Below are 20913 nucleotides of genomic sequence, written 5' to 3' on the forward strand. Positions count from 1 at the left end.
TTTATAGCCGAAATGCTTATCGATAGCTTATGGCCCAGCTTGGAAGCGACGAAAATCCCGTGGGAGAACTTTCATCATTGAAATGCCGGCTTGCGGGTCACTTAAGCACAGCCTATAGCACCGCCTTGAGATGACAGACCTTTCGTCCCTGCCGCCCTACCCGCACCGCCATCTTCTTGGCATCCGCGACCTTTCCCCGTTGGATATCGAAATATTGCTCGACCGCGCCGACGCGGCCGTGTCGATTTCGCGCCAATCGGAGAAGAAAACGTCGACGCTGCGCGGGCGCACCCAGATCAATCTGTTCTACGAAGCCTCGACGCGCACGCAGTCGTCGTTCGAGCTCGCGGGTAAGCGCCTCGGCGCCGACGTCATGAACATGTCGGTGGCAAGCTCTTCTGTGAAGAAGGGCGAAACGCTGATCGATACGGCGATGACGCTGAACGCGATGCGGCCCGACATTTTGATTATCCGCCACCAGTCGGCGGGAGCCGCAGCCCTGCTTGCGCAGAAGGTCGGTTGCTCGGTGGTCAATGCCGGCGACGGCGCGCATGAACACCCGACACAGGCACTGCTCGACGCGCTCACCATCCGCCGAGCCAAGGGCCGCATTGCCCGCCTGACCGTGGCGATCTGCGGCGACATCCTGCATTCGCGCGTCGCCCGCTCCAATATCCTCTTGCTCAATGCGCTCGGTGCGCGCGTCCGCGTCGTCGCACCTTCGACGCTGCTGCCCTCCGGCATCGCCCAGATGGGTGTCGAGGTGACGCAGTCGATGGCCGACGGCCTCAAGGATGCCGATGTCGTCATGATGCTGCGCCTGCAGCGCGAGCGCATGGCCGGTGCCTTCGTGCCCTCGGTGCGCGAGTACTTCCGCTATTATGGCCTCGACGCCGAAAAGCTGAAGGCTGCGAAACCCGACGCGATGGTGATGCATCCGGGACCGATGAACCGCGGCGTCGAGATCGCCTCGGAGATCGCCGATGGTCCGCAAAGTGTCATCCAGGAACAGGTGGAAATGGGCGTCGCCGTCCGCATGGCGGTGATGGAAGCGCTGCTCGACCCACGCCGCAATCGCGACGGACACAACGCATGAGCATCACGGTTTTCCAGCGCGCCCGCATCGTCGACCCCTCGCGCGGCATCGATGAGACCGGCTCGGTCATCGTCGACGGCAAAAAGATCGTGGCTGCCGGCGCCGACGCGCTCAACCAGGGCATCCCAGGCGGTGCCGAAGTGGTGGATTGCGCGGGCAAGGCGATCGTGCCCGGACTGATCGACGGCCGTGTCTTCATCGGCGAACCGGGTGGCGAGCACCGCGAAACGATTGCCTCGGCAAGCATCGCTGCAGCATCAGGGGGTGTTACGTCCATCGTCATGATGCCTGACACCGACCCGGTGATCGACAATGTCGCGCTGGTCGAGTTCGTACTCCGCACAGCCAAGGAGACGGCATCGGTCAACGTCTTTCCGGCTGCCGCGATCACCAAGGGTCTCGACGGCCACGAGATGACCGAGTTCGGCCTGCTGCGCGAAGCGGGTGCAGTCGCCTTCACCGATGGCCGTCACACGATTGCCAGTTCGATGGTGATGCGCCGGGCGCTGACCTATGCACGCGACTTCGACGCGGTGATCGCGCATGAGACTCAGGACGCAGACCTTGCCTCATCGGGCGTGATGAACGAAGGCCTCTACGCCAGCTGGCTCGGGCTGTCGGGCATTCCGCGCGAGGCCGAGACCATCCCGCTCGAGCGTGACCTTGCGCTCGCCCGTCTGACGCGCGGCAATTACCACGCCGCCAAGATTTCGACCGCGATGGCGGCAGCTGCCGTTTTGCGCGCCAAGGCTGACGGCGCCAAGGTCACCTCGGGCGTTTCGATCAACAGCCTGTCGCTCAACGAAAACGATGTCGGCGAATACCGCACCTTCTTCCGCCTGGCACCGCCCTTGCGCGCCGAGGAAGACCGCATCGCCATGGTCGAGGCGCTGAGGGACGGCACGATCGATCTGATTGTTTCCTCGCACGATCCGCAGGACGTCGACACCAAGCGCCTGCCCTTCGCCGATGCCGCCGTGGGCGCTATCGGGTTGGAGACGCTGCTCGCCGTGGCATTGCGGCTGCATCACAATGATGACGTGCCTTTGTTGCGCATCATCGAAGCACTTTCGACCGCTCCGGCAAAGTTGTTCGGCCTGCCCGGCGGCACGCTGAAGCCGGGTGCCATGGCCGATCTCGCGCTCGTCGATCTCAACGAGCCGTGGGTGGTGCGAGAGGCCGACATTCGCTCGCGTTCCAAGAACACCTGCTTCGAAGGCGCCAGGCTGCAAGGCAAGGTCTTGAAAACCTTGGTCGCCGGACGCACAGTGTTTTCGGCCTGACCGGCCACGGGGGAGTAGACGTATCTTGATGCCGGATGACATTTTTCCGACGGCGCTGCATGTCCTGATTGCCGCTGCCGTGTTCGGCTATCTCTTGGGTTCGATTCCGTTTGGTTTGCTGCTGACGCGCGCGGCCGGCCTCGGCGACGTGCGCAAGATCGGCTCCGGCAATATCGGCGCAACCAACGTGCTGCGTACCGGCAACAAGAAGCTGGCGGCCGCAACGCTGTTGCTCGACGCGCTCAAGGGCACCGTAGCCGTGGTCATCGCCGCGCGCTGGAGCCACGACGCCGCCATCGCCGCCGGCTTCGGCGCCTTCATCGGTCATCTCTATCCTGTCTGGCTCGGCTTCAAGGGTGGCAAAGGCGTCGCCACCTATCTCGGTGTGCTATTTGGCCTGTCGGGGTTTGGCGCGCTGGTCTTCGCTGTCACTTGGCTGCTGGTCGCCTTCGCCAGCCGCTACTCCTCGCTCGCCGCGCTGGCTGCGGCTGTTGCGGTGCCGATCGCACTTTATATGATCGACATGCCCAAGGCCGCTGGCCTGCTGGCGCTGATGAGCGTCATCGTCTTCTTCCGGCACCGCGCCAACATCTCGCGGCTGCTTGCCGGAACAGAATCGCGGATCGGGTCAAAAGGATGAGCCAATCCGCTGCCGGGCCGCATCTCAGCGACCGGCAGCGGCTTCATTGGCTGCGCCTCATTCGCACCCCAAATGTCGGCCCGGCGAGTTTTCGCGGGCTGATCGACCGTTTTGGCTCCGCCGAAACCGCAATCGAAATGCTGCCCGAGGTCATGATGTCGGGCGGCGCGAACCGGCTGGTTCGCATTCCCTCCGTCGCCGAAGCCGAAGCGGAACTGGAGTTGGCTCGCAAATGCGGGGCGCGTTTCGTCGCCATCGGCGAGCACGACTACCCCCAGGTGCTCAAGCGCATGGACAATCCGCCGCCGCTGCTCGCGGTCAAAGGCACGAGCGCGGTCTTCGGTCTGCCACCGGTGGCCATTGTCGGTGCGCGCAACGCCTCGCTTGCCGGCATCAAGATGGCGCGCATGCTGGCAGCTGAGCTCGGCCGCAATGGCTACTCCGTCATTTCGGGCCTGGCCCGCGGCATCGACACGGCGGCGCATCAAGGCAGTCTCGACACCGGCACTGTCGGTGTTTTCGCCGGCGGGCTCGACCGCCCCTATCCGCCTGAAAATGCCGATCTTTGCGACGAGATCGCCGAGCGCGGCGCGATTGTTTCCGAAATGCCATTCGGCTGGGAGCCACGCGCCCAGGACTTTCCGCGCCGCAACCGCATCGTCGCCGGCTTAGCACTTGGGCTGGTGGTGGTCGAAGCAGCGAAACGTTCGGGATCGCTGATCAGCGCGCGGCTTGCCGGCGAAATGGGGCGGCTGGTCTTTGCCGTGCCCGGGTCCCCGCTCGACCCGCGCGCCGCCGGCACCAACGGATTGCTCAAGGATGGTGCAACACTGGTGACGGAGGTCGGTGACATCCTGGAGGCGCTGGTGCCGCTTGTGGGGGGCAAGCCCCTGCTGCCAACCAGCCTGGAAGAGCCGCCGGACTTTGCTGCGACACCGCCGCCGGCAGATGGCGATCGTGCCCGTGTCATCGAGGCGCTGGGGCCGGTACCAGTGGAAGTCGACGAGCTGATCCGCCACACCGGGCTGCACCCGGCGCAGATTTTCATGATCCTTCTGGAACTCGATCTTGCTGGCCGGCTCGAACGCCACTCAGGCGGACGTGTTTCGCTTGTTGATCCCGACATTTGACGGCCGCTCGCCGCGGGCGACATCGCCGGCCTCGACATAGGCCATCTCGATCAGATAGGCGAGCATGCCGCAACCTTCGGCATCCGCCATGATGCGGAGTTGCCCCAGCATCGACTGGATGTAGTCTAGCGTTTCGGCTCGCCTTTGTGTTGGCGCCGGCTTGTGCATCAATGGCTTTCCCTCTGCCGCCGCGTGTTGAAGCGCGAGATTCAGCTCCGATCCAGAGCCTATCCAGACGCAGAAAACGGCCTCAACCGGCAATGGCAGAAACGTATCAAATCTACTAACAATTGCAATGCAGACAATTAATACACCCTGGGTTGTATTCCCGCCATCCGCTGCCGTTTTTGGGTCCCTCCCCTTGACCGAACCGAAAAGCGCGGCCATGTGACGTGCGAATTGAAAATTCTTCGCCACGCGCCGTAGCCGTTGTTTTGGCGCTTCACTGGAAAATCAGACACATATGGACGTCGTTGTCGTCGAGTCACCGAACAAGGTGAAAAGCATCAACAAGTATCTGGGTCGGAACTATAAGGTTCTGGCCTCGTTCGGCCATGTCCGCGATCTGCCGGCGAAGGACGGCTCGGTCAAGCCGGATGACGATTTTGCCATGTCCTGGGCAGTCGACGCCGCGTCGGCGAAACGGCTGAACGACATTGCCAAGGCCGTCAAGGAGGCCGACGGCCTGATCCTCGCAACCGATCCGGATCGCGAAGGAGAGGCAATCGCCTGGCACGTGCTCGAGGTGCTGAAGCAAAAGCGCGTGCTCAAGGACAAGACGATCAAGCGCGTCGCTTTCAACTCGATCACCAAGCAGGCGGTGCTCGAAGCCATCGCCAATCCGCGTGAGATCGACCCTCAGCTGGTCGACGCCTATCTGGCGCGCCGCGCACTCGACTATCTTGTCGGTTTCACCCTCTCGCCTGTCTTGTGGCGCAAGCTGCCGGGCGCTCGCTCGGCCGGCCGCGTCCAGTCGGTGGCGTTGCGTTTTGTTTGCGACCGCGAGACCGAGATCGAGCGTTTCATCCGCGAAGAATACTGGCAGGTCGCAGCCATCCTCGGCACACCGCGCGCGGAAAATTTTGACGCAAAGCTGACCGTCTTTGACGGCAAGAAGCTGCAGAAGCTCGACATCTCCTCGCAGGCAATGGCCGACGACATCAAGGCGATGCTCGATGGGGCGAGCTTCAAGGCAATGTCGGTCGAAGCCAAGCCGACCAAGCGCAATCCGGGACCGCCCTTCACCACCTCGACGCTGCAACAGGCGGCATCCTCGGGCCTCGGCTTCTCCGCAAGCCGCACCATGCAGGTCGCGCAGCGTCTCTATGAAGGCATGGAGATCGGTGGCGAGACCGCCGGTCTTATCACCTATATGCGTACCGACGGCGTGCAGATGGCACCCGAAGCGATCGAGGCCGCCCGCGAGGCGATCGGCAAGGAGTTCGGCGCAAAATACCTGCCCGAAAAGCCGCGCCAGTACACCACCAAGGCCAAGAACGCCCAGGAAGCGCACGAGGCCATCCGGCCGACTGATTTTTCGCGGACGCCAAGCGAGATGCGCAAGTTTCTCGATGCCGATCAGGCGCGGCTCTACGAGATGATCTGGAAACGCGCCATCTCCAGTCAGATGCTGCCGGCCGAGATCGAGCGCACCACCGTCGAGATCGAGGCGCGCAATGGCGCCAGGACCGCCGGCTTGCGCGCCATCGGCTCCGTCACCCGCTTCGACGGCTTCCTCGCCGCCTATACCGAGCAGAAGGATGAGGATTCAGAGGACGAGGAAACCCGTCGCCTGCCCGAGATCCGCGCCGACGAGACGCTCAAGCGCGAAGCCATAAACGCCACGCACCATACCACCGAGCCGCCGCCCCGCTATTCCGAAGCGAGCTTCATCAAGAAGATGGAAGAGCTCGGCATCGGCCGTCCCTCGACCTATGTGGCGACGCTGAAGACGCTTGAAGACCGCGACTATGTGAAGATCGAAAACCGCAAGCTCATGCCCCAGGCCAAGGGCCGGCTTGTGACCGCCTTCATGGAGAGCTTTTTCCGCCACTATGTGGAATACGACTTCACTGCCTCGCTTGAAGAAAAGCTCGACGAAGTCTCCGACGGCAAGCTCGCCTGGCGCGACGTGCTGCGCGATTTCTGGAAAGACTTTTCCGGCGCGGTGGACGAGATCAAGGAACTGCGCGTCACTGACGTTCTTGACGCGCTGAACGAAGAACTCGCGCCGCTGGTCTTCCCCGAACGCGAGGACGGCTCGAACCCGCGCATCTGCCCGAAATGCGGTACCGGCAATCTGTCGCTCAAGCTCGGCAAGTACGGCGCCTTCGTTGGCTGTTCGAATTATCCCGAATGCGGCTTCACCCGTCAGCTCGACGGCCCCGGCGCGAATGGCGACAATGGCGGTCTCGAAGACGGCACCAAGGTACTGGGCACCGACCCATACACCAGTGAAGAGATCACGCTGCGCAGCGGTCGCTTCGGGCCCTACATCCAGCGTGGCGACGGCAAGGAAGCCAAGCGCTCCAGCCTGCCCAAGGGCTGGACGCCGGCATCCATCGACCATGAAAAGGCGCTCGCTTTGCTGGCGTTGCCACGTGACGTCGGCCAGCACCCCGAAACCGGCAAGATGATCTCGGCCGGTCTCGGCCGTTACGGCCCGTTCGTGCTGCACGACGGCGCCTATGCCAATCTCGAAAGCATCGAGGACGTGTTCTCGATCGGCCTGAACCGCGCCGTGACCGTGATTGCCGAAAAGCAGGCCAAGGGCAAAGGTGGCCGTGGCGGCGGTACGCCGGCTGCGCTCAAGGACCTGGGCGAGCATCCGGCCGGCGGTGGCAGCATCACCGTGCGCGATGGCAAATACGGTCCTTATGTCAATTTCGGCAAGGTCAATGCTACCTTGCCGAAGGGCAAGGATCCGTCCACTGTTACGGTGGAAGATGCACTTGCATTGATCGCTGAAAAAGAAGCGAAAGGCGGCGGGGCCAAGAAGCCGGCCCGCAGCGCAGCCAAGAAGCCGGCCAGCAGCGCAGCTAAAAAACCCGCCAGCAAAGCCAAAAAGAAGGACTGACGGCCTTGGCGCGAAAGATCACCGGACGAAACGCCGGCACCAGACGCGCCGCAAGCGACGAGGTCCGTGGCAAGGACGTCTATCGCCCATCGAGGGACGAGATTCTGCGCTATATCGCGGAGAATCCAGACCGCAGCGGCAAGCGTGACATCGCCAAGGCTTTCGCGCTCAAGAACGACGATCGCATCTGGCTGAAGCACCTTCTGCGTGAGTTGCAGGACGAGGGCCTGCTCGAAAAGAGCCGCAAGCGGCTGTCGCGCGTCGGTGCGTTGCAACATGTCGCCGTGCTCGACATTTTTGGCCGAGACGCTGAAGGCACGCTTCTGGCGCGCGCCTCCGAACAGCCTGACGGCCCGATCGTCGCCATCAAGCTGTCGCGCGGCGGCAATGGCCCGACGCCTGGCGTCGGCGACCGCGTGCTGGCGAAAACCTTCCCCATCGAGGATCACCTCGGCGACGACAACGAGCCGGCCTACACCGCGCGCGTGATGAAGATATTCGAAAAGCGCAGCGACACCGCGCTCGGCATCTTCCGAATCCTAAAAGATGGTACCTTCCGCATCGAGCCGGTCGAGCGCCGCCAGCCTGAGCTTGTCGTCGACAAGGATTCCCAGAACGGCGCCAAGGAGGGTGACCTCGTCGAAGTGGTCCCCGAACGCGCCAGCCGCTACGGCCTGCCGCGCGCCAAGGTGGTCTCTGTCCTGGGTTCGCTGACCAGTGAGAAGGCGGTCTCGATGATCGCCATCCACGCCCACGACATTCCTCACATCTTCCCCGCCGACGTGCTCGCCGAAGCCGAAGCGATCAAGCCGGCAACATTTGATCATCGCGAAGACTGGCGCGAAGTGCCGCTGGTCACCATCGACCCAGCCGACGCCAAGGACTATGACGACGCGGTCTATGCCGCGCCAGATACGGATGAGAAAAACCCGGGCGGTTTCATCGTCACTGTCGCCATCGCCGACGTCGCGACCTATGTCCGGCCCGGCACGCCACTCGACAATGAGGCCTTGAAGCGCGGCAATTCAGTCTATTTCCCCGACCGTGTCGTGCCGATGCTGCCCGAGCGCATCTCCAACGATCTGTGCTCGCTGCGCGAAGGCGTCGACCGTCCGGCACTTGCCGTGCGCATGACGTTTTCGGCGGAGGGCCGCAAGGTCAGGCATGCCTTCCACCGCATCATGATGCGGTCTTCGGCCCGCCTCGCCTATCCGCAGGCGCAAGCTGCCATCGACGGCATGCCCGACGACAAGACCGGGCCGATCCTGGAGACCATCCTCAAGCCGCTCTGGGCGGCCTATGACGTGCTCAAGCGCGGGCGCGAGAGCCGCCAGCCGCTCGAACTCGACCTGCCCGAGCGCAAGATCCTGCTCAAGCCGGATGGCACAGTCGATCGTGTCATCGTTCCCGATCGCCTCGACGCCCACAAGCTGATCGAGGAGTTCATGATCCAGGCCAATGTCGCCGCGGCCGAGACGCTGGAAAACAAGAAGCAGAAGCTCGTCTACCGCATCCATGACGGCCCATCGCTCGCCAAGCAGGAATCGCTGCGCGAGTTCTTGCAGACCATCGGCCTGTCGCTAGCGCGTGGTGCCGAGATGCGGCCTGCCCAGTTCAACGGCATTCTCGAGCGCGTGCGTGGCGAAGACAACGAACAGCTCGTCAACGAGGTGGTGCTGCGCTCGCAGAGCCAGGCCGAATACAACCCCGACAATATCGGCCATTTCGGCCTCAATCTGCGCCGCTACGCGCATTTCACCTCGCCGATCCGCCGCTATGCCGACCTGATCGTCCATCGCGCGCTGATCGCCTCGCTGGGTTTGGGCGCCGGCGGACTGACGGCTTCCGAAGAAGCGCGGCTGGAAGAGATCGCCGGCCTGATTTCGCAGACCGAACGCCGCGCCATGGCGGCCGAGCGCGAAACTGTCGACCGGCTGGTCGCCGGCTTTTTGGCTGAGCGCGTCGACGAAACTTTCGACGCGCGCATCTCGGGCGTGGTCAAGGCGGGACTATTTGTCCAATTGCCTCAATACGGCGCGGATGGTTTCATCCCCGTATCATCCTTGGGTGACGACTATTACCACTTCGACGAAGCCGCCCGCGCCCTTTTCGGGGAGCGTACCGGCAAGGGCTACCAACTCGCCGACCGCGTCGAAGTCAAGTTGGTCGAGATTGCGCCGCTGGCCGGTGCCATGCGCTTTGAAATGCTGACCGAACCGAAGCCCCTGCCCGGTTCGAAGCGGTCCTTCCACAAGACCAAGGGGCAGCGAACGCGTGCCCGCGCCTCCCAGCCACGGCGAGGACCGCACGGCAGGAGATGACGATGACTGAACAGGTATTCGGCGGCGACCATCAGCAGGTCGCGCGTGAGCCGCGCCCGGTGTGGCAGGCGATCAAGCGCGGCCTGTTCTGCAAATGCCCGAATTGCGGCCAGGGCAGGCTGTTTGCCTCTTTCGTCAAGACCGTCGACCGCTGCGAAGTCTGTCACGAAGAGATCTTCCATCATCGCGCCGACGACCTGCCCGCCTATCTGGTGGTCGTCATCGTCGGCCACATCGTAGTCGGCGCCTTCATGGCCATCGAGGCGACCAGCACGCTGGCGCTGTGGCAGCATCTCTTGATCTGGGTGCCCCTGACGATCTTCTCCGCGCTCGCCCTGCTGCGGCCGATGAAAGGTGCTGTGGTCGGCATGCAGTGGGCGATGTATATGCACGGCTTCGGTGGCGAAGACGACGTGATCGAGGCGCATCCCGAAGCCTGAACAAGCGCTGGCGCAATGCCCAAGGGCAAGCAAGCGCTTCCGTCCACTCCGACATTCCGTTAGGACAGCCGCGATGGATGGCATTAGCAAAGCAGAACTCGACAGGCTCGAAGCCAGGGAGATGGCGAAAAGCGCTGCCCCCCTGCGGCCGCGTGACGCCGCCACGCTGATCCTGCTCGACCGCAAGGGCGATGACGTGCTGGTGCTGATGGGCCGGCGCCACATGAAGCATGCCTTCATGCCGGGAAAATTTGTCTTTCCAGGCGGCCGCACCGACCCTGCAGACAGCCGAATCAAGGTGGCTGATGAGCTTCACCCCGATGAAGCCGAAAAGCTGCGCGCCGGCACGGGCCGTGTCAGCGTTGCCCGTGCCCGCGCGATTGCACTTTCGGCGATTCGCGAGACCTATGAGGAAGCGGGCCTGTTGATCGGCCGGCGCGCCACATTTTCGACCACCAAGGCCGACTGGCAAGGTTTTGCCGAACATGGCGTGGCACCTGCCTTGGCCTCCTTGCGCTTCATCGCGCGTGCGGTGACCCCTCCGGGACGCGTCCGCCGATTCGACACGCGCTTCCTGTCGGCCTGGCGCAGTGACGTCGCGGTAGAACTGCCAGATGGCGGGCCGACCAACGAACTCGAGGAGCTGGTCTGGCTGCAGCTGGCAGACGCCATGCAGGCCGACATTCCGGCTATCACCCAATCGGTTCTCGGCGATCTCCGGCAGCGGCTCTTGATCGACCCCGGGCTTAGGCCAGGCGGCGAAGTGCCGTTCTACCGCATGTTCAACCAACGCTTCCGCCGCGACATCCTTTAGGCTTTGCATGACTGAGACCATCCAGCAGGCTGAAAACCTCGAACGCGTGCATTGGCGCTCGATTTCAGCGGCGATCGCCTCGATCAGCGTCGTCGGCATCGCTATCGGACTTGGCATACCGCTGCTCAGCGTGATTCTCGAATCGCGCGGCTACTCATCCTCGATGATCGGCCTCAACACGGCGGTCGCCGGCATTGCCTCGATTGCGGCAGCGCCGTTTGCAACGCCGATCGCCATACGTTTCGGCGTCGTTTGGACGATGCTCGCTATGATTGTCGTCGGCGCGCTGGCTTTTGTCGGATTCTATTTCGCGCAATCCTTCTGGATGTGGTTTCCCTTGCGCGCTGTGCTGCACTTTGCGCTGACTGTGCTGTTCATCCTGTCGGAGTTCTGGATCAGCACCTGTGCCCCACCGCATCGGCGCGGCCTGGTGCTCGGCATCTACGCCACCGTGCTGTCACTGGGCTTCGCGGCAGGTCCGTGGCTATTCTCGCAAGTCGGCAGCAGCGGCTTCCTGCCGTTCGGGCTGACCTTCGGCTTCGTCATGATCGCCACGATTCCGGTGCTGCTCGCGCGCAGCGAAAGCCCCAAGATCGTGTCCACGGGCGGCACAGGTGGTTTCTTTCGCTACATCTGGATCGTACCGACCGCGACAGCGGCAGTGCTTGTCTTCGGTGCTGTCGAAACGGGCGGCTTCGCACTGTTTCCGATCTATGGCCAGCGCATCGGTTATTCCGAGGCTGACGCTGCCCTTCTGCTCACCATGATCGGCCTTGGCAATTTCATGCTGCAGATTCCGATCGGCATGCTGAGCGACCGCATCGGCGATCGCCGCAAGCTGCTGTTGATCTGCGCCCTCGTCGGGCTGGCAGGCACCTTGGCGATGCCGCTTCTGACGGTCAACTGGCACCTGATGGCGGGCATGCTGTTTGTCTGGGGCGGCGTTGTGGCAGCGCTCTACACGGTCGGCCTCGCGCATCTGGGTTCGCAGCTTTCAGGCCGCGACCTTGCCTCGGCCAACGCTGCCTTCATCTTCTGCTACGGATTCGGGATGATTCTGGGACCACAGGTGATCGGTATCTTCATGGACGTCTTCGGTCCCAACGGTTTCGGTTGGGCGCTGGCCGTGTTCTTTGGCGGATATATCGCCATCGGACTGGGCCGAATTGCCGTGAAATCGCGTGGATAACGCTCCAAGGCTTGACTTTCTAGGTACGTTCTTTATGTGTCCCGCAGGTTTTCCGCGTCCGGGTTGTTTTCCCGTCCTGAGGCGGGTGCAACTCCAGACAATTAACGGACGAGAATCATGGCCAAGGCTGCAAACATCAAGATCAAGCTTCTGTCGACCGCCGACACCGGTTTCTTCTACGTGACGAGCAAGAACAGCCGCACGAAGACGGAAAAGCTGTCGTTCCGCAAGTACGACCCGGTTGCAAGGAAGCACGTCGAATTCAAGGAAACCAAGATCAAGTAATCTGGTTGCCGATCGGAATTCCAAAACGCCGCCCATTGGGCGGCGTTTTTGTTTGTCTTGATTCTCTTGGCCTGCGGTACGTCAATAGTTGGACCCGGCTGGCGCCTCTCGCCGACGCCTCGTCCGGACGTGTTGCGTCGCCACAGTGCCGACGACAGCAGCACCCATGGGCTCAGTTTTCGAACACGCGACGCAACAATTCACGAAGCGTCAGGTCGTGATCGAACCGTCCGTGGCGGAGGAAGTTCAGCGTCTGCGCGATGACCAGCGGATTGTTCATCATGAAGGTGTGCGTCGTCGGCAGGACGATGTGGTCTTTCATGCCATCAAGCTTCGTGCTTGCGACCGAAACCTTGCCGTCATTCGGGCCCTTGAACATGCCCGACAGGATCGGGTTGACCGAACGGTCGCCAGCGATGATGCCGAGTTCGAAATCGGCGGCGCCCAGCTTGTTGGGTAGACTGTTCGACCCAGTGCCGAGTTGGCCCCCCGCTGGACCATTGAGCATTTTGAAGAGCCTGAGGCTCCCGAATGTGTCCACCACTTCAGAACCGTGGTTGGGCGGCCCGAGCATGACGACGCGGCCGAGATTTTCGGGACGGTTCCGCATCAGCCAGACCCGCACCAGTATGCCGCCCATCGAATGGGTCACAAAGTTGACTTTGCTGGCCTTCCCGCATTTCGCCACCGACGCATCGACGTAGGCGATAAGCTTGTCGATGGGGGCTTCGGTCGAAGGATAGGTGTCATTGACGACGGCGTAGTCGACGGCGCCCAATGTCTCTTCCATCAGGAGAAAGGACGTATCGCTGCGTGACAGGCCATGCAGCATCACCACGCATTCCTGCGCGAAAGCGGCTGGAGAAAACAGCAGAAACAGGAGTGTCGCCAAAAGACGCATCGACACAGTCAATCCCAACCCTGCCGATGTCCCAAGCAGGTGAAACTACCGTATGAAAATCAACTGATTTGAAAAAGAGATAAGGGGGCCGGTCGGCGTCTGACAGCGGTACGAGGAGGCCACTATGTGCCAGTGCCGGCCGGCCGACCCCACGGACCCAGGAGATGCGGCGGACCTGAGCATCATGGGGTATGAATTGGGCTCTCCGGCCTGTGCTCCTCGCGCCGACGCCCGTCCTTCTTTCCACTCCACAGTCGCGCAAGACTTCTTGAAAATCAACACTTTCTTAACCACAGCTACCAAATCTCTGGGGTTAAGGTAAACAATTCAGCTTAATGCACTTGACCGTCGGCGCGCGATTCTCGGTCAGGCCGCACGCGCGACCACACGGTTGCGACCACGCGTTTTGGCATCGTAAAGTGCCAAGTCCGCGCGCTTCATCAGCCCGGCGACCGTATCACCTTCCGGCCAAAGTGACGAGACACCGACGCTGACCGTAACCGACACGCCCATCTCGGCGCCGCCGATCGCAAATGGTGTCTTTGCGACCTCCGCGCGGATGCGCTCGGCCACCATTTCGGCAAGCGCTGCTTCGGTGTCCGGCATCACGATGACGAATTCCTCGCCGCCAAATCGGCAAGCGAGATCAATGCCTCGTACGCTTTTCTTCAGGCGCCGAGCGAATTCGCGCAGCACCTCGTCGCCGCCATCGTGACCAAATGTGTCGTTGATACGCTTGAAGCGGTCGAGATCGGTGATCATGAGGGAGAGCGGCCTGCGACGTGCAGCTGCCCGCTCGACAAGCCGCGGCAGGTGGCTGTCGAGATAACGGCGGTTGTGCAGCCCCGTCAGACCGTCCGTCACCGCCATTTCGATGGTCTGGCTGACACTCTGCCTGAGCTCTTCATTGTAGCGCTTGCGGCGCACCTGCGTGCGCAGCCGTGCAATCAGTTCCTGCCGGTCGAGCGGACGCACAAGATAATCATTGATGCCGAGCTCGAGACCACGAATGATGAGTTCGTCCTCACCCTTGTTGACCAGCAGCACGATCGGCAACGAGCGGGTGCGGTCGAGGGATCGCAGCTGCGAGCACAGCCGCAACGGATCGAACTCGGAAAATCCTGTCGACACGATGACGCACTCGTAGGTGCCTTCGGCGGCATTGAAAATCCCGGATTGCGGGTCGGCGGCGATATGCGCCTCGGCCGCACCATCCAGCAGGGCGCAGATATGAGCCGCTGACGATGTCATCTCGTCGATCAACAGGACCTTCGGCAACGCTCCCTGCAGCAGGTCGGGGCGGGCCAGCATCTCGTCCATGCCGATGTTGTGGGTGGTTGAGGCGCGCAGCCGCAGCTCATCGGTCAGAACCTTGAGGCGGACCAGGCTTTTCACCCGCGTGATCAGCTGCAGGTCGTTGACCGGCTTGGTCAGGAAGTCATCCGCGCCGACATCGAGCCCGCGCACGCGATCGGTGACATGGTCGAGTGCCGTGACCATCACGACGGGTATGTGAGCCGTGGCTGGATCGGCCTTCAGGCGGCGGCAAACCTCGAAGCCGTCCATGCCTGGCATCATCACGTCGAGCAGCACGACATCGACCTTGCCGTCCTCGCAGGCGGCAATGGCGTCGGGACCGTTGAAAGCGGTCAGCACCTCGAAATATTCGGCGAGCAGCCTGACTTCGAGCAGCTTCACATTGGCCGGTATGTCGTCAACGACGAGGATGCGCGCGGTCATACTAATGCCTCGAGCGAGCCGGCGAGCACATCAGGCATCGCCCAGATAAGATTTGATCGTCTCGATGAAGCGCGGCACCGAGATCGGCTTTGAAATGTAGGCTTCGCAGCCACCTTGCCTGATCCGCTCCTCGTCGCCCTTCATGGCGAAAGCGGTGACGGCGATGACCGGGATCGTGTGGAGGTCGTCGTCTTCCTTCAGCCATTTGGTGACTTCGAGGCCAGAAACCTCAGGCAGCTGGATATCCATCAAGATGAGGTCCGGGCGGTGCGTGCGCGCAAGGTCGAGCGCTTCCAAGCCGTTGCGCGTGCGCACGGTCTCATAGCCGCTTGCTTCGATGAGGTCGCGAAAGAGCTTCATATTGAGCTCATTGTCCTCGACGATCATCACTTTCTTAGCCATAGCGTTCCGCCTCGATTGCACACCACGTCGTAGCGGCAATCATCATGCGCGCCGGACGCGCACACCAACCCCGAATCCGACGTTAACTCAAGAACATTACGAAACGTAAAACGCCCTTGCCAAATCACGGATCGTTGCGCGGCTGCTTTACAGGTTGCCGCAAGGCCCGCTTGCGGCTACTCCCGAGGCAGGTCGAACGAAGCGGAACCCGATGCAAAAGAACCAGCAATCGCAAGAGAGCGCCCAGGCTCTGGCCATTCAGGCCCTGGCTTTCGTTGCCTCCGACCCCGAGCTTCTGCCGCGTTTTCTGGCCATCACAGGTATTGAAGCGCAGCACATCCGCCGCGCGGCGCAAGAGCCGGGCTTCCTTGCCGGCGTGCTGCAGTTCATCCTTGCCCACGAGCCGACGCTGCTGCGTTTTTCGCAAGAAGCCGGCATCGCACCTGGTGACGTCGGAGTTGCCGCGCGCACGCTACCCCTAGGCGACAACGATCACGAGCATTCGGCATGAGCGAAGATCCTGAAACCGCACGCCAGATCGCCGAGCTTTCACGCGACACACGCCCGCTGCTGGTGCTCGACGTCGATGAGGTATTGCTGGAGTTCATGGTTCCATTCATGCGCTTCCTCGACGCGCAAGGACTGGCATTCCTGGCAAAATCCTTCCGCCTGACCGGCAACATCGTTGAGCAGAAAACCCAGGCCCCGCTTGAACAAGCCGCGGTATCAGCCCTGCTCGACGGCTTTTTCCACGCCCAGCGCGAATGGCAGACAGCGGCGATGGGTGCTGCCGACGCCGTGGCCGGCCTGGCTGGCCATGCGGAGGTGGTGATGCTGACGGCGATGCCGCATCGCCATCGCGACATCAGGCGGCTGCATCTCGATGCGCTGGGCTTCCCCTACCCGTTGTTGACCACGGAAGCGGCGAAGGGACCGGCACTCAGGCAGTTGCGGGGTGAAAGCGGTCGCCAGGTCGCCTTTGTCGACGACATTCCGCACAACCTCGTTTCGGTGCGAGACGCGGTTGCCGACGCACATCTGTTCAATCTGATGTCTTATCGCGAGATGCGGCTGCTGCTGCCGCCCATGCCGGACGGCATCGTCATTGCAGACGATTGGGCCGAAGCCGCGCCGAAGATCGCCGCGGCCCTCGGGCTCTAATATTCGCCCAGGCTGCGCCACCAGTCGCGTCCGGAATCGAGCCTTTCGATGCCGGCGCTATCAAGTGCTGCCGCCCATTCGGTCGCCGATTTGCCGGCAAGCATCAGATCCGGCGCGATTTCGGCCAACGGAACCATGACGAACGCCCTGTCGAGCATGCGTGGGTGCGGTATCTCCAGCCCGACATCGCTGACATTGCTGTTGCCGAGCAACAGCACGTCAATGTCGATGAGTCGCGGACCCCAGCGCTCTACACGCACGCGTTTGAGCCTGCGTTCGACCTCAAGGCAAAGATCGAGCAGTTCAAGCGGCGCCAGCGAGGTCGCGACCTCGGCGGTGACGTTCAGGAAATCGGGCTGATCGACCTTGCCCCAGGGCGGCGTGCGATGAAGCGAGGAGACAGTAACCACATGCGTACTGCCGCTGGCGTCGAGCAGATGCAGTGCTGCAGCCATCGATTTCGCCGGATCGCCGAGATTGCCGCCGAGGCTGAGAAAGGCTCGCTCCTCAACCTGGCCAGACAACGGTCACCTCTACGTAATCCAGAACGCCGGGCACCGGGGCATTGGGCTTGCGAACCGTGATTTCAGCGCGCTTGATCTGCGGAAAACGCGCGGCAAGCGCCCTGCCGCATTCCTGTGCCAGTGCTTCGATCAGGAACCGGCGCTGGCCGGTGATGATCTTTTCAATGACCTGGAAGGCGACGCCATAGTCGACGGTGCTCTGCATCGAATCGTCCTCCAGCGGACGGTCCGGATCGACAGTCAGTTCGGCATCGACATAGAAGCGCTGGCCAAGTGTCTCTTCTTCGTCGAGCACGCCGTGCCGGGCAAAGAAGGCGCAGTTTTTCATTCGGATAAGATACATCTGGGTCAGCGTCCCGGCAGGTTGGTCTGGCGCGCCAGCATAGCATCGGCGAATGCCAGCGCGTCCACGTTGATTGCGACATTATGGACGCGAAATATATGCGCGCCCTGCATGCGGAGTATGACGCTCGTCGCCGCCGTGCCGGCATCGCGCTCGACAGCGTCGCGCCCGGTGACATGGCCGACAAAGCGCTTGCGCGACGTTCCGGCGAGCAGCGGGTAGCCAAGCTCGGAAAGCTCGGAAAAGCGCGCCATCAGGTCGAGATTTTCGTCCGCGTCCTTGGCGAAGCCAAAGCCTGGATCGAGCATGATCTGCGCGTCGCTGACGCCAGCTTCGGCGGCGATCTCAAGCGAGCGGCGGAGGAAAAGAAACTGATCGTCGATCACGTCGGGCAGTTTGTCGCGATCGCGGCCGGTATGCATGACGACAAGCCCCGCCCCGGTTTGGGCAGCAACCTTGGCGATGCCGGGCTCGCGCTGCAGGCCCCAGACGTCGTTGACGATATGCGCGCCGGCGGCAACGGCAAGCCGCGCCGTCTCCTCGCGATAGGTATCGACCGAAATCAGCACTTCGCCCGACTTGGCAAGCGCAGCGATAATCGGCAGCACGCGATCCTGTTCGTCGGCGGCGGAAACAGGCGCCGCACCGGGGCGCGTCGATTCACCGCCGACATCGACGATCACCGCACCTTCGGCCACCATGCGGCGGGCCTGCTCAAGCGCGCGCTCGGGCGCATTGAAGGCGCCACCATCGGAAAAACTGTCAGGTGTGACGTTGAGGATGCCCATGACAAGCGCCCTGTCGCCGAGGTCGATATGGCGCCCATGCGCCAATTGCCATCGTTTGTCGGTCATGCCGTCGCCACAAAAGAATTCCAGAGCACAGACCACGTCACGAAATATCAACGCTTGCAGCTTCAACTCACTGCACGGTCACTTCTGCGGCACAATCCATTCATTGCGCCGCCAACGCCCCTAACGCAAGGTCGGCCAAGAGGCAACACAATGAAGCATCTCTTCCTCGCTGCCTTGCTTGCCGGGGGCATCTGCATGCCCGCCCAGGCAGCAACCGTTTCGAAATCCTACAGCTATTTTACCATCACCGGTAAGACGCTCGACGAGATCGAACATCAGCTGATGACGCGTGGTCCCGAGGTCAAAAGCACTGGCGGCCGCCATCCCGGCGCGACGCAAATGGAGTTCACCAGCCGCATCGGCTACGCAGAGGTCAAGGGCGGCTGCGCCATCGTTTCGGCCCAGGTCACCGTCAAGGCCAAGGTGATCCTGCCGCGCTGGCGCCAGAGCGGCAAGACGCCCCAGGACGTCAAGCTGATCTGGAACACGCTGTCGGCCGACATCAAGCGCCACGAGGAAAGCCATGTGGTGATCGCCAAGAACCATGCGCGCGAGCTCGAGCAGGCGTTGAAAGCGATCGGCAAGCAGAAGTCCTGCGAAATCGCCGCGACCAAGGCCAAGGCGACGAGCAACCGCATTCTCAATGACCATGACCGCGCGCAGGAAGAATTCGACCGCATCGAAGGCATCAATTTCGAAAGCCGCATCATCAGGCTGCTGCGTTATCGCATGGAGCGGATCGACGCCGGCAAGATCAGGGGCTGATCGCCGCCTCCAAGACAGCCTTAGTCGGGAACGCCGAGCTTCTTGTGCAGGCTGGTCGACGAGGTTGTGTACTGGAAGACGATGCGTTCCTTGGGGCTGACGATGTGTTTGGCCGCTTGCGCCATCAAAGCTGCCTCGTGAAAACCCGACAGGATCAGCTTGAGCTTGCCCGGATACCAGTTGATGTCGCCGATGGCGAAGATGCCCGGCACCGATGTCTCGAATTTTTCGGTGTCGACCGGAATCTGGTTTTCGTGAAGGTTGAGGCCCCACTCGGCCACAGGCCCCAGCTTCATCGTCAGCCCGAAGAACGGCAACAGCCGCGTGCAGGCAACCTCGACGTCGCCTTCAGCACCCTTGATCGTGATCGCCCGCAACGCGCCACCCTCGCCTGAGAGCGCCGACACCTGCCCGATCACCAGGTCGATGGCGCCCGCGTCGCGCAGCGCGTGCATCTTGTTGACGCTGTCGGGTGCTGCGCGGAACTCCGGCCTGCGATGGACAAGCGTGACGCGCCTGGCGATGGGCTGCAGGTTGAGCGTCCAGTCGAGTGCTGAATCCCCGCCGCCGACCACGACCACATCATGGCCACGGAACTCTTCCATGCGCCGGACGGCGTAGCGAACACTTGATCTCTCAAAGGCCTCGATGCCGGGGATCGGCGGGCGCTTGGGCTGGAACGAGCCGCCGCCGGCGGCGATCACCACCACCTTGGCCTCGAAAACCTCGTTCTCGTCGGTGGTGACGCGAAAGCCGCCACCCTCAAGTTTCTCCAGGGCAGTGACCATGCGATTGAATGTGAAGCCGGGTTTGAACGGCGCGATCTGCTGCAACAGCTTGTCGACCAGTTCCTGCGCCCCGATCGCGGGATAACCCGGAATGTCGTAGATCGGCTTTTCCGGGTAAAGCTCGGCGCATTGCCCGCCAGGCCGGTCGAGAATATCGACAAGATGGCAGCGCATGTCGAACAGGCCGAGTTCGAACACGGCAAACAGGCCGATCGGGCCGGCACCGATGATCAGGACGTCGGTAGTGGTGATATCGCTCAAAACCGCCTCGCCGCTCACGCATGCATATGGAGAATGTGCATGACATGTTGCGCCATGCCAAGCGCGGCGCGGATCGGTGGGGCTAGCCCTGGCGCTCCGGAACGGTGACGACGAGGCCGTCGAGCTCGTCCCTGACCTTGATCTGGCACGACAGGCGTGAATTCGGACGCACCTCATAGGCGAAGTCGAGCATGTCTTCTTCCATGGCCTCAGGCTCGCCGACGACCGAAGTCCAGGCTTCGTCGACATAGACATGGCACGTCGCGCAAGCGCAGGCACCGCCGCACTCGGCCTCGATGCCCGGCACAGCATTGCGGATGGCGTTTTCCATCACGGTCGAGCCATTTTCGGCTTCAACTTCGAAACGCGTGCCGTCATGGGCGATGTAGGTCAGCTTGGTCATGCTCGTTCCTAAGAAAAGTCACCCGGCAGATAATCACTCCACCGTGCAAGTCAACTGCCGCGCGAAAGCGCCGCCTGATGTCGGGTTTGCGATCTAGCGGCTGATCGCGGCGATGAAGTCCCTGACTTCGTCGATCAGACGGGCAAGCCGCTTGATCAGCACCGCGTCGTCAGGATGCGCCTCGATCTTGCCAAGGCAATCCGCGATCGGAAATGCGCCGACGCCGCGCGCCGCACCTTTGAGGGCGTGGCAAAGCCTGAGGCGCTCGGCCAAATCAGCCGTGACGATCGCGTCACGAACCGAAAGGGCCTGATGAACAAACATGTCGAGCACCTCGCGCTCGACATCGCGATCACCAATTGTCTGGCGAGAGAGGTGTTCAAGGTCAATGGGGCGGGCATGTGCTGCGGTCGAGGATTCTCCTCCCGGCATGCCGAAAGCCACCGAACCGGTTTCGCGCGTTACCATTCAACCTTGCCTCACCACTCGCCCATGGG

General features: G+C 62.2%; 23 protein-coding genes. 13 read left to right on the forward strand and 10 right to left on the reverse strand.

The features are described 5' to 3' along the window. The first annotated feature begins 130 nt into the window (after positions 1 to 130). Genes AC1RTB_RS00870 through dprA form a run of 4 tightly spaced genes read left to right on the forward strand, consistent with a single transcriptional unit; the run spans position 131 to position 4149 of the window. The gene (locus tag AC1RTB_RS00870) at positions 131 to 1096 is read left to right on the forward strand and encodes an aspartate carbamoyltransferase catalytic subunit (RefSeq protein ID WP_492876993.1); all 966 of its coding nucleotides are present in this window, start codon (positions 131 to 133) and stop codon (positions 1094 to 1096) included. Next, complete coding sequence (locus AC1RTB_RS00875; RefSeq protein WP_492876991.1) at positions 1093 to 2379, forward strand: dihydroorotase; 1287 nt, start codon at positions 1093 to 1095, stop codon at positions 2377 to 2379. The genes AC1RTB_RS00870 and AC1RTB_RS00875 overlap by 4 nt, the downstream gene beginning before the upstream one ends. 28 nt (positions 2380 to 2407) lie before the next feature. Continuing rightward, positions 2408 to 3019: a glycerol-3-phosphate 1-O-acyltransferase PlsY gene (gene plsY / locus AC1RTB_RS00880; protein WP_492876989.1), complete on the forward strand. Its 612-nt coding sequence runs from the start codon at positions 2408 to 2410 to the stop codon at positions 3017 to 3019. After that, positions 3016 to 4149 carry a DNA-processing protein DprA gene (gene dprA, locus AC1RTB_RS00885; RefSeq protein ID WP_492876987.1) on the forward strand — a complete coding sequence of 378 codons (1134 nt, stop codon included), beginning with the start codon at positions 3016 to 3018 and terminating at the stop codon, positions 4147 to 4149. The genes plsY and dprA overlap by 4 nt, the downstream gene beginning before the upstream one ends. Here the strand turns inward: dprA and AC1RTB_RS00890 are convergent. Then, positions 4111 to 4566: a hypothetical protein gene (locus AC1RTB_RS00890; protein ID WP_492876986.1), complete on the reverse strand. Its 456-nt coding sequence runs from the start codon at positions 4564 to 4566 to the stop codon at positions 4111 to 4113. The genes dprA and AC1RTB_RS00890 overlap by 39 nt on opposite strands. Positions 4567 to 4612: 46 nt before the next feature. Here AC1RTB_RS00890 and topA point away from each other — a divergent pair, with 46 nt between their 5' ends. From topA to rpmG, 6 genes are all read left to right on the forward strand, one after another. Beyond that, positions 4613 to 7225: a type I DNA topoisomerase gene (gene topA, locus AC1RTB_RS00895; protein ID WP_492876984.1), complete on the forward strand. Its 2613-nt coding sequence runs from the start codon at positions 4613 to 4615 to the stop codon at positions 7223 to 7225. 5 nt (positions 7226 to 7230) lie between these two features. Further along, positions 7231 to 9546 (forward strand): ribonuclease R, encoded by a 2316-nt coding sequence (gene rnr / locus AC1RTB_RS00900; RefSeq protein ID WP_492876982.1) that lies wholly within the window; start codon positions 7231 to 7233, stop codon positions 9544 to 9546. Between the two features lie 2 nt (positions 9547 to 9548). After that, positions 9549 to 9986, forward strand: a complete 438-nt coding sequence (locus AC1RTB_RS00905; protein ID WP_492876980.1) for a DUF983 domain-containing protein — start codon at positions 9549 to 9551, stop codon at positions 9984 to 9986. Positions 9987 to 10059: 73 nt separating this feature from the next. After that, positions 10060 to 10800: an NUDIX hydrolase gene (locus tag AC1RTB_RS00910; RefSeq protein WP_492876978.1), complete on the forward strand. Its 741-nt coding sequence runs from the start codon at positions 10060 to 10062 to the stop codon at positions 10798 to 10800. Positions 10801 to 10807: 7 nt separating this feature from the next. Next, positions 10808 to 11989: an MFS transporter gene (locus AC1RTB_RS00915; RefSeq protein ID WP_492876976.1), complete on the forward strand. Its 1182-nt coding sequence runs from the start codon at positions 10808 to 10810 to the stop codon at positions 11987 to 11989. A gap of 117 nt (positions 11990 to 12106) precedes the next feature. Beyond that, complete coding sequence (gene rpmG, locus AC1RTB_RS00920) at positions 12107 to 12274, forward strand: 50S ribosomal protein L33 (protein WP_250018653.1); 168 nt, start codon at positions 12107 to 12109, stop codon at positions 12272 to 12274. 172 nt (positions 12275 to 12446) lie between these two features. Here rpmG and AC1RTB_RS00925 read toward each other — a convergent pair whose 3' ends face one another. From AC1RTB_RS00925 to AC1RTB_RS00935, 3 genes are all read right to left on the reverse strand, one after another. Next, positions 12447 to 13175 carry an esterase/lipase family protein gene (locus AC1RTB_RS00925; RefSeq protein ID WP_492877309.1) on the reverse strand — a complete coding sequence of 243 codons (729 nt, stop codon included), beginning with the start codon at positions 13173 to 13175 and terminating at the stop codon, positions 12447 to 12449. Between the two features lie 366 nt (positions 13176 to 13541). Further along, the gene (locus AC1RTB_RS00930; RefSeq protein ID WP_492876974.1) at positions 13542 to 14915 is read right to left on the reverse strand and encodes a PleD family two-component system response regulator; all 1374 of its coding nucleotides are present in this window, start codon (positions 14913 to 14915) and stop codon (positions 13542 to 13544) included. Between the two features lie 30 nt (positions 14916 to 14945). Further along, complete coding sequence (locus AC1RTB_RS00935) at positions 14946 to 15317, reverse strand: response regulator (protein ID WP_476785764.1); 372 nt, start codon at positions 15315 to 15317, stop codon at positions 14946 to 14948. Positions 15318 to 15528: 211 nt separating this feature from the next. On the opposite strand from AC1RTB_RS00935, the gene AC1RTB_RS00940 reads away from it, so the two are divergent. Beyond that, positions 15529 to 15828, forward strand: coding sequence for a DUF3572 domain-containing protein (locus tag AC1RTB_RS00940; protein WP_492876972.1), 300 nt, complete (start codon positions 15529 to 15531; stop codon positions 15826 to 15828). Next, entirely contained in the window at positions 15825 to 16478 is a 654-nt protein-coding gene (locus AC1RTB_RS00945; RefSeq protein WP_492876970.1) for a hypothetical protein, read from the forward strand. Before AC1RTB_RS00940 ends, AC1RTB_RS00945 begins: the two co-directional genes overlap by 4 nt. On the opposite strand, the gene folK is transcribed toward AC1RTB_RS00945, so the two are convergent. Genes folK through folP form a run of 3 tightly spaced genes read right to left on the reverse strand, consistent with a single transcriptional unit; the run spans position 16475 to position 18199 of the window. Further along, complete coding sequence (folK, locus tag AC1RTB_RS00950; protein ID WP_492876968.1) at positions 16475 to 17002, reverse strand: 2-amino-4-hydroxy-6-hydroxymethyldihydropteridine diphosphokinase; 528 nt, start codon at positions 17000 to 17002, stop codon at positions 16475 to 16477. The genes AC1RTB_RS00945 and folK overlap by 4 nt on opposite strands. Next, positions 16986 to 17345: a dihydroneopterin aldolase gene (folB, locus tag AC1RTB_RS00955; protein ID WP_476785760.1), complete on the reverse strand. Its 360-nt coding sequence runs from the start codon at positions 17343 to 17345 to the stop codon at positions 16986 to 16988. The genes folK and folB overlap by 17 nt, the downstream gene beginning before the upstream one ends. A 5-nt stretch (positions 17346 to 17350) precedes the next feature. Next, entirely contained in the window at positions 17351 to 18199 is an 849-nt protein-coding gene (gene folP / locus AC1RTB_RS00960) for a dihydropteroate synthase (protein ID WP_492876966.1), read from the reverse strand. 150 nt (positions 18200 to 18349) lie between these two features. On the opposite strand from folP, the gene AC1RTB_RS00965 reads away from it, so the two are divergent. Beyond that, positions 18350 to 18964, forward strand: a complete 615-nt coding sequence (locus AC1RTB_RS00965; RefSeq protein WP_492876965.1) for a DUF922 domain-containing Zn-dependent protease — start codon at positions 18350 to 18352, stop codon at positions 18962 to 18964. Between the two features lie 20 nt (positions 18965 to 18984). On the opposite strand, the gene AC1RTB_RS00970 is transcribed toward AC1RTB_RS00965, so the two are convergent. The 3 genes from AC1RTB_RS00970 to AC1RTB_RS00980 form a co-directional block, all read right to left on the reverse strand. Next, on the reverse strand, positions 18985 to 20013 hold the full coding sequence (locus tag AC1RTB_RS00970; protein ID WP_492876963.1) for an NAD(P)/FAD-dependent oxidoreductase: 1029 nt from the start codon (positions 20011 to 20013) through the stop codon (positions 18985 to 18987). A gap of 82 nt (positions 20014 to 20095) precedes the next feature. Beyond that, positions 20096 to 20416, reverse strand: a complete 321-nt coding sequence (locus AC1RTB_RS00975) for a 2Fe-2S iron-sulfur cluster-binding protein (RefSeq protein ID WP_492876961.1) — start codon at positions 20414 to 20416, stop codon at positions 20096 to 20098. A gap of 93 nt (positions 20417 to 20509) precedes the next feature. After that, positions 20510 to 20884, reverse strand: a complete 375-nt coding sequence (locus AC1RTB_RS00980) for an Hpt domain-containing protein (RefSeq protein ID WP_492876959.1) — start codon at positions 20882 to 20884, stop codon at positions 20510 to 20512. Positions 20885 to 20913 lie beyond the last annotated feature (29 nt).

It is taken from the genome of Aminobacter sp. GW821-FHT11F06 (assembly GCF_058808215.1).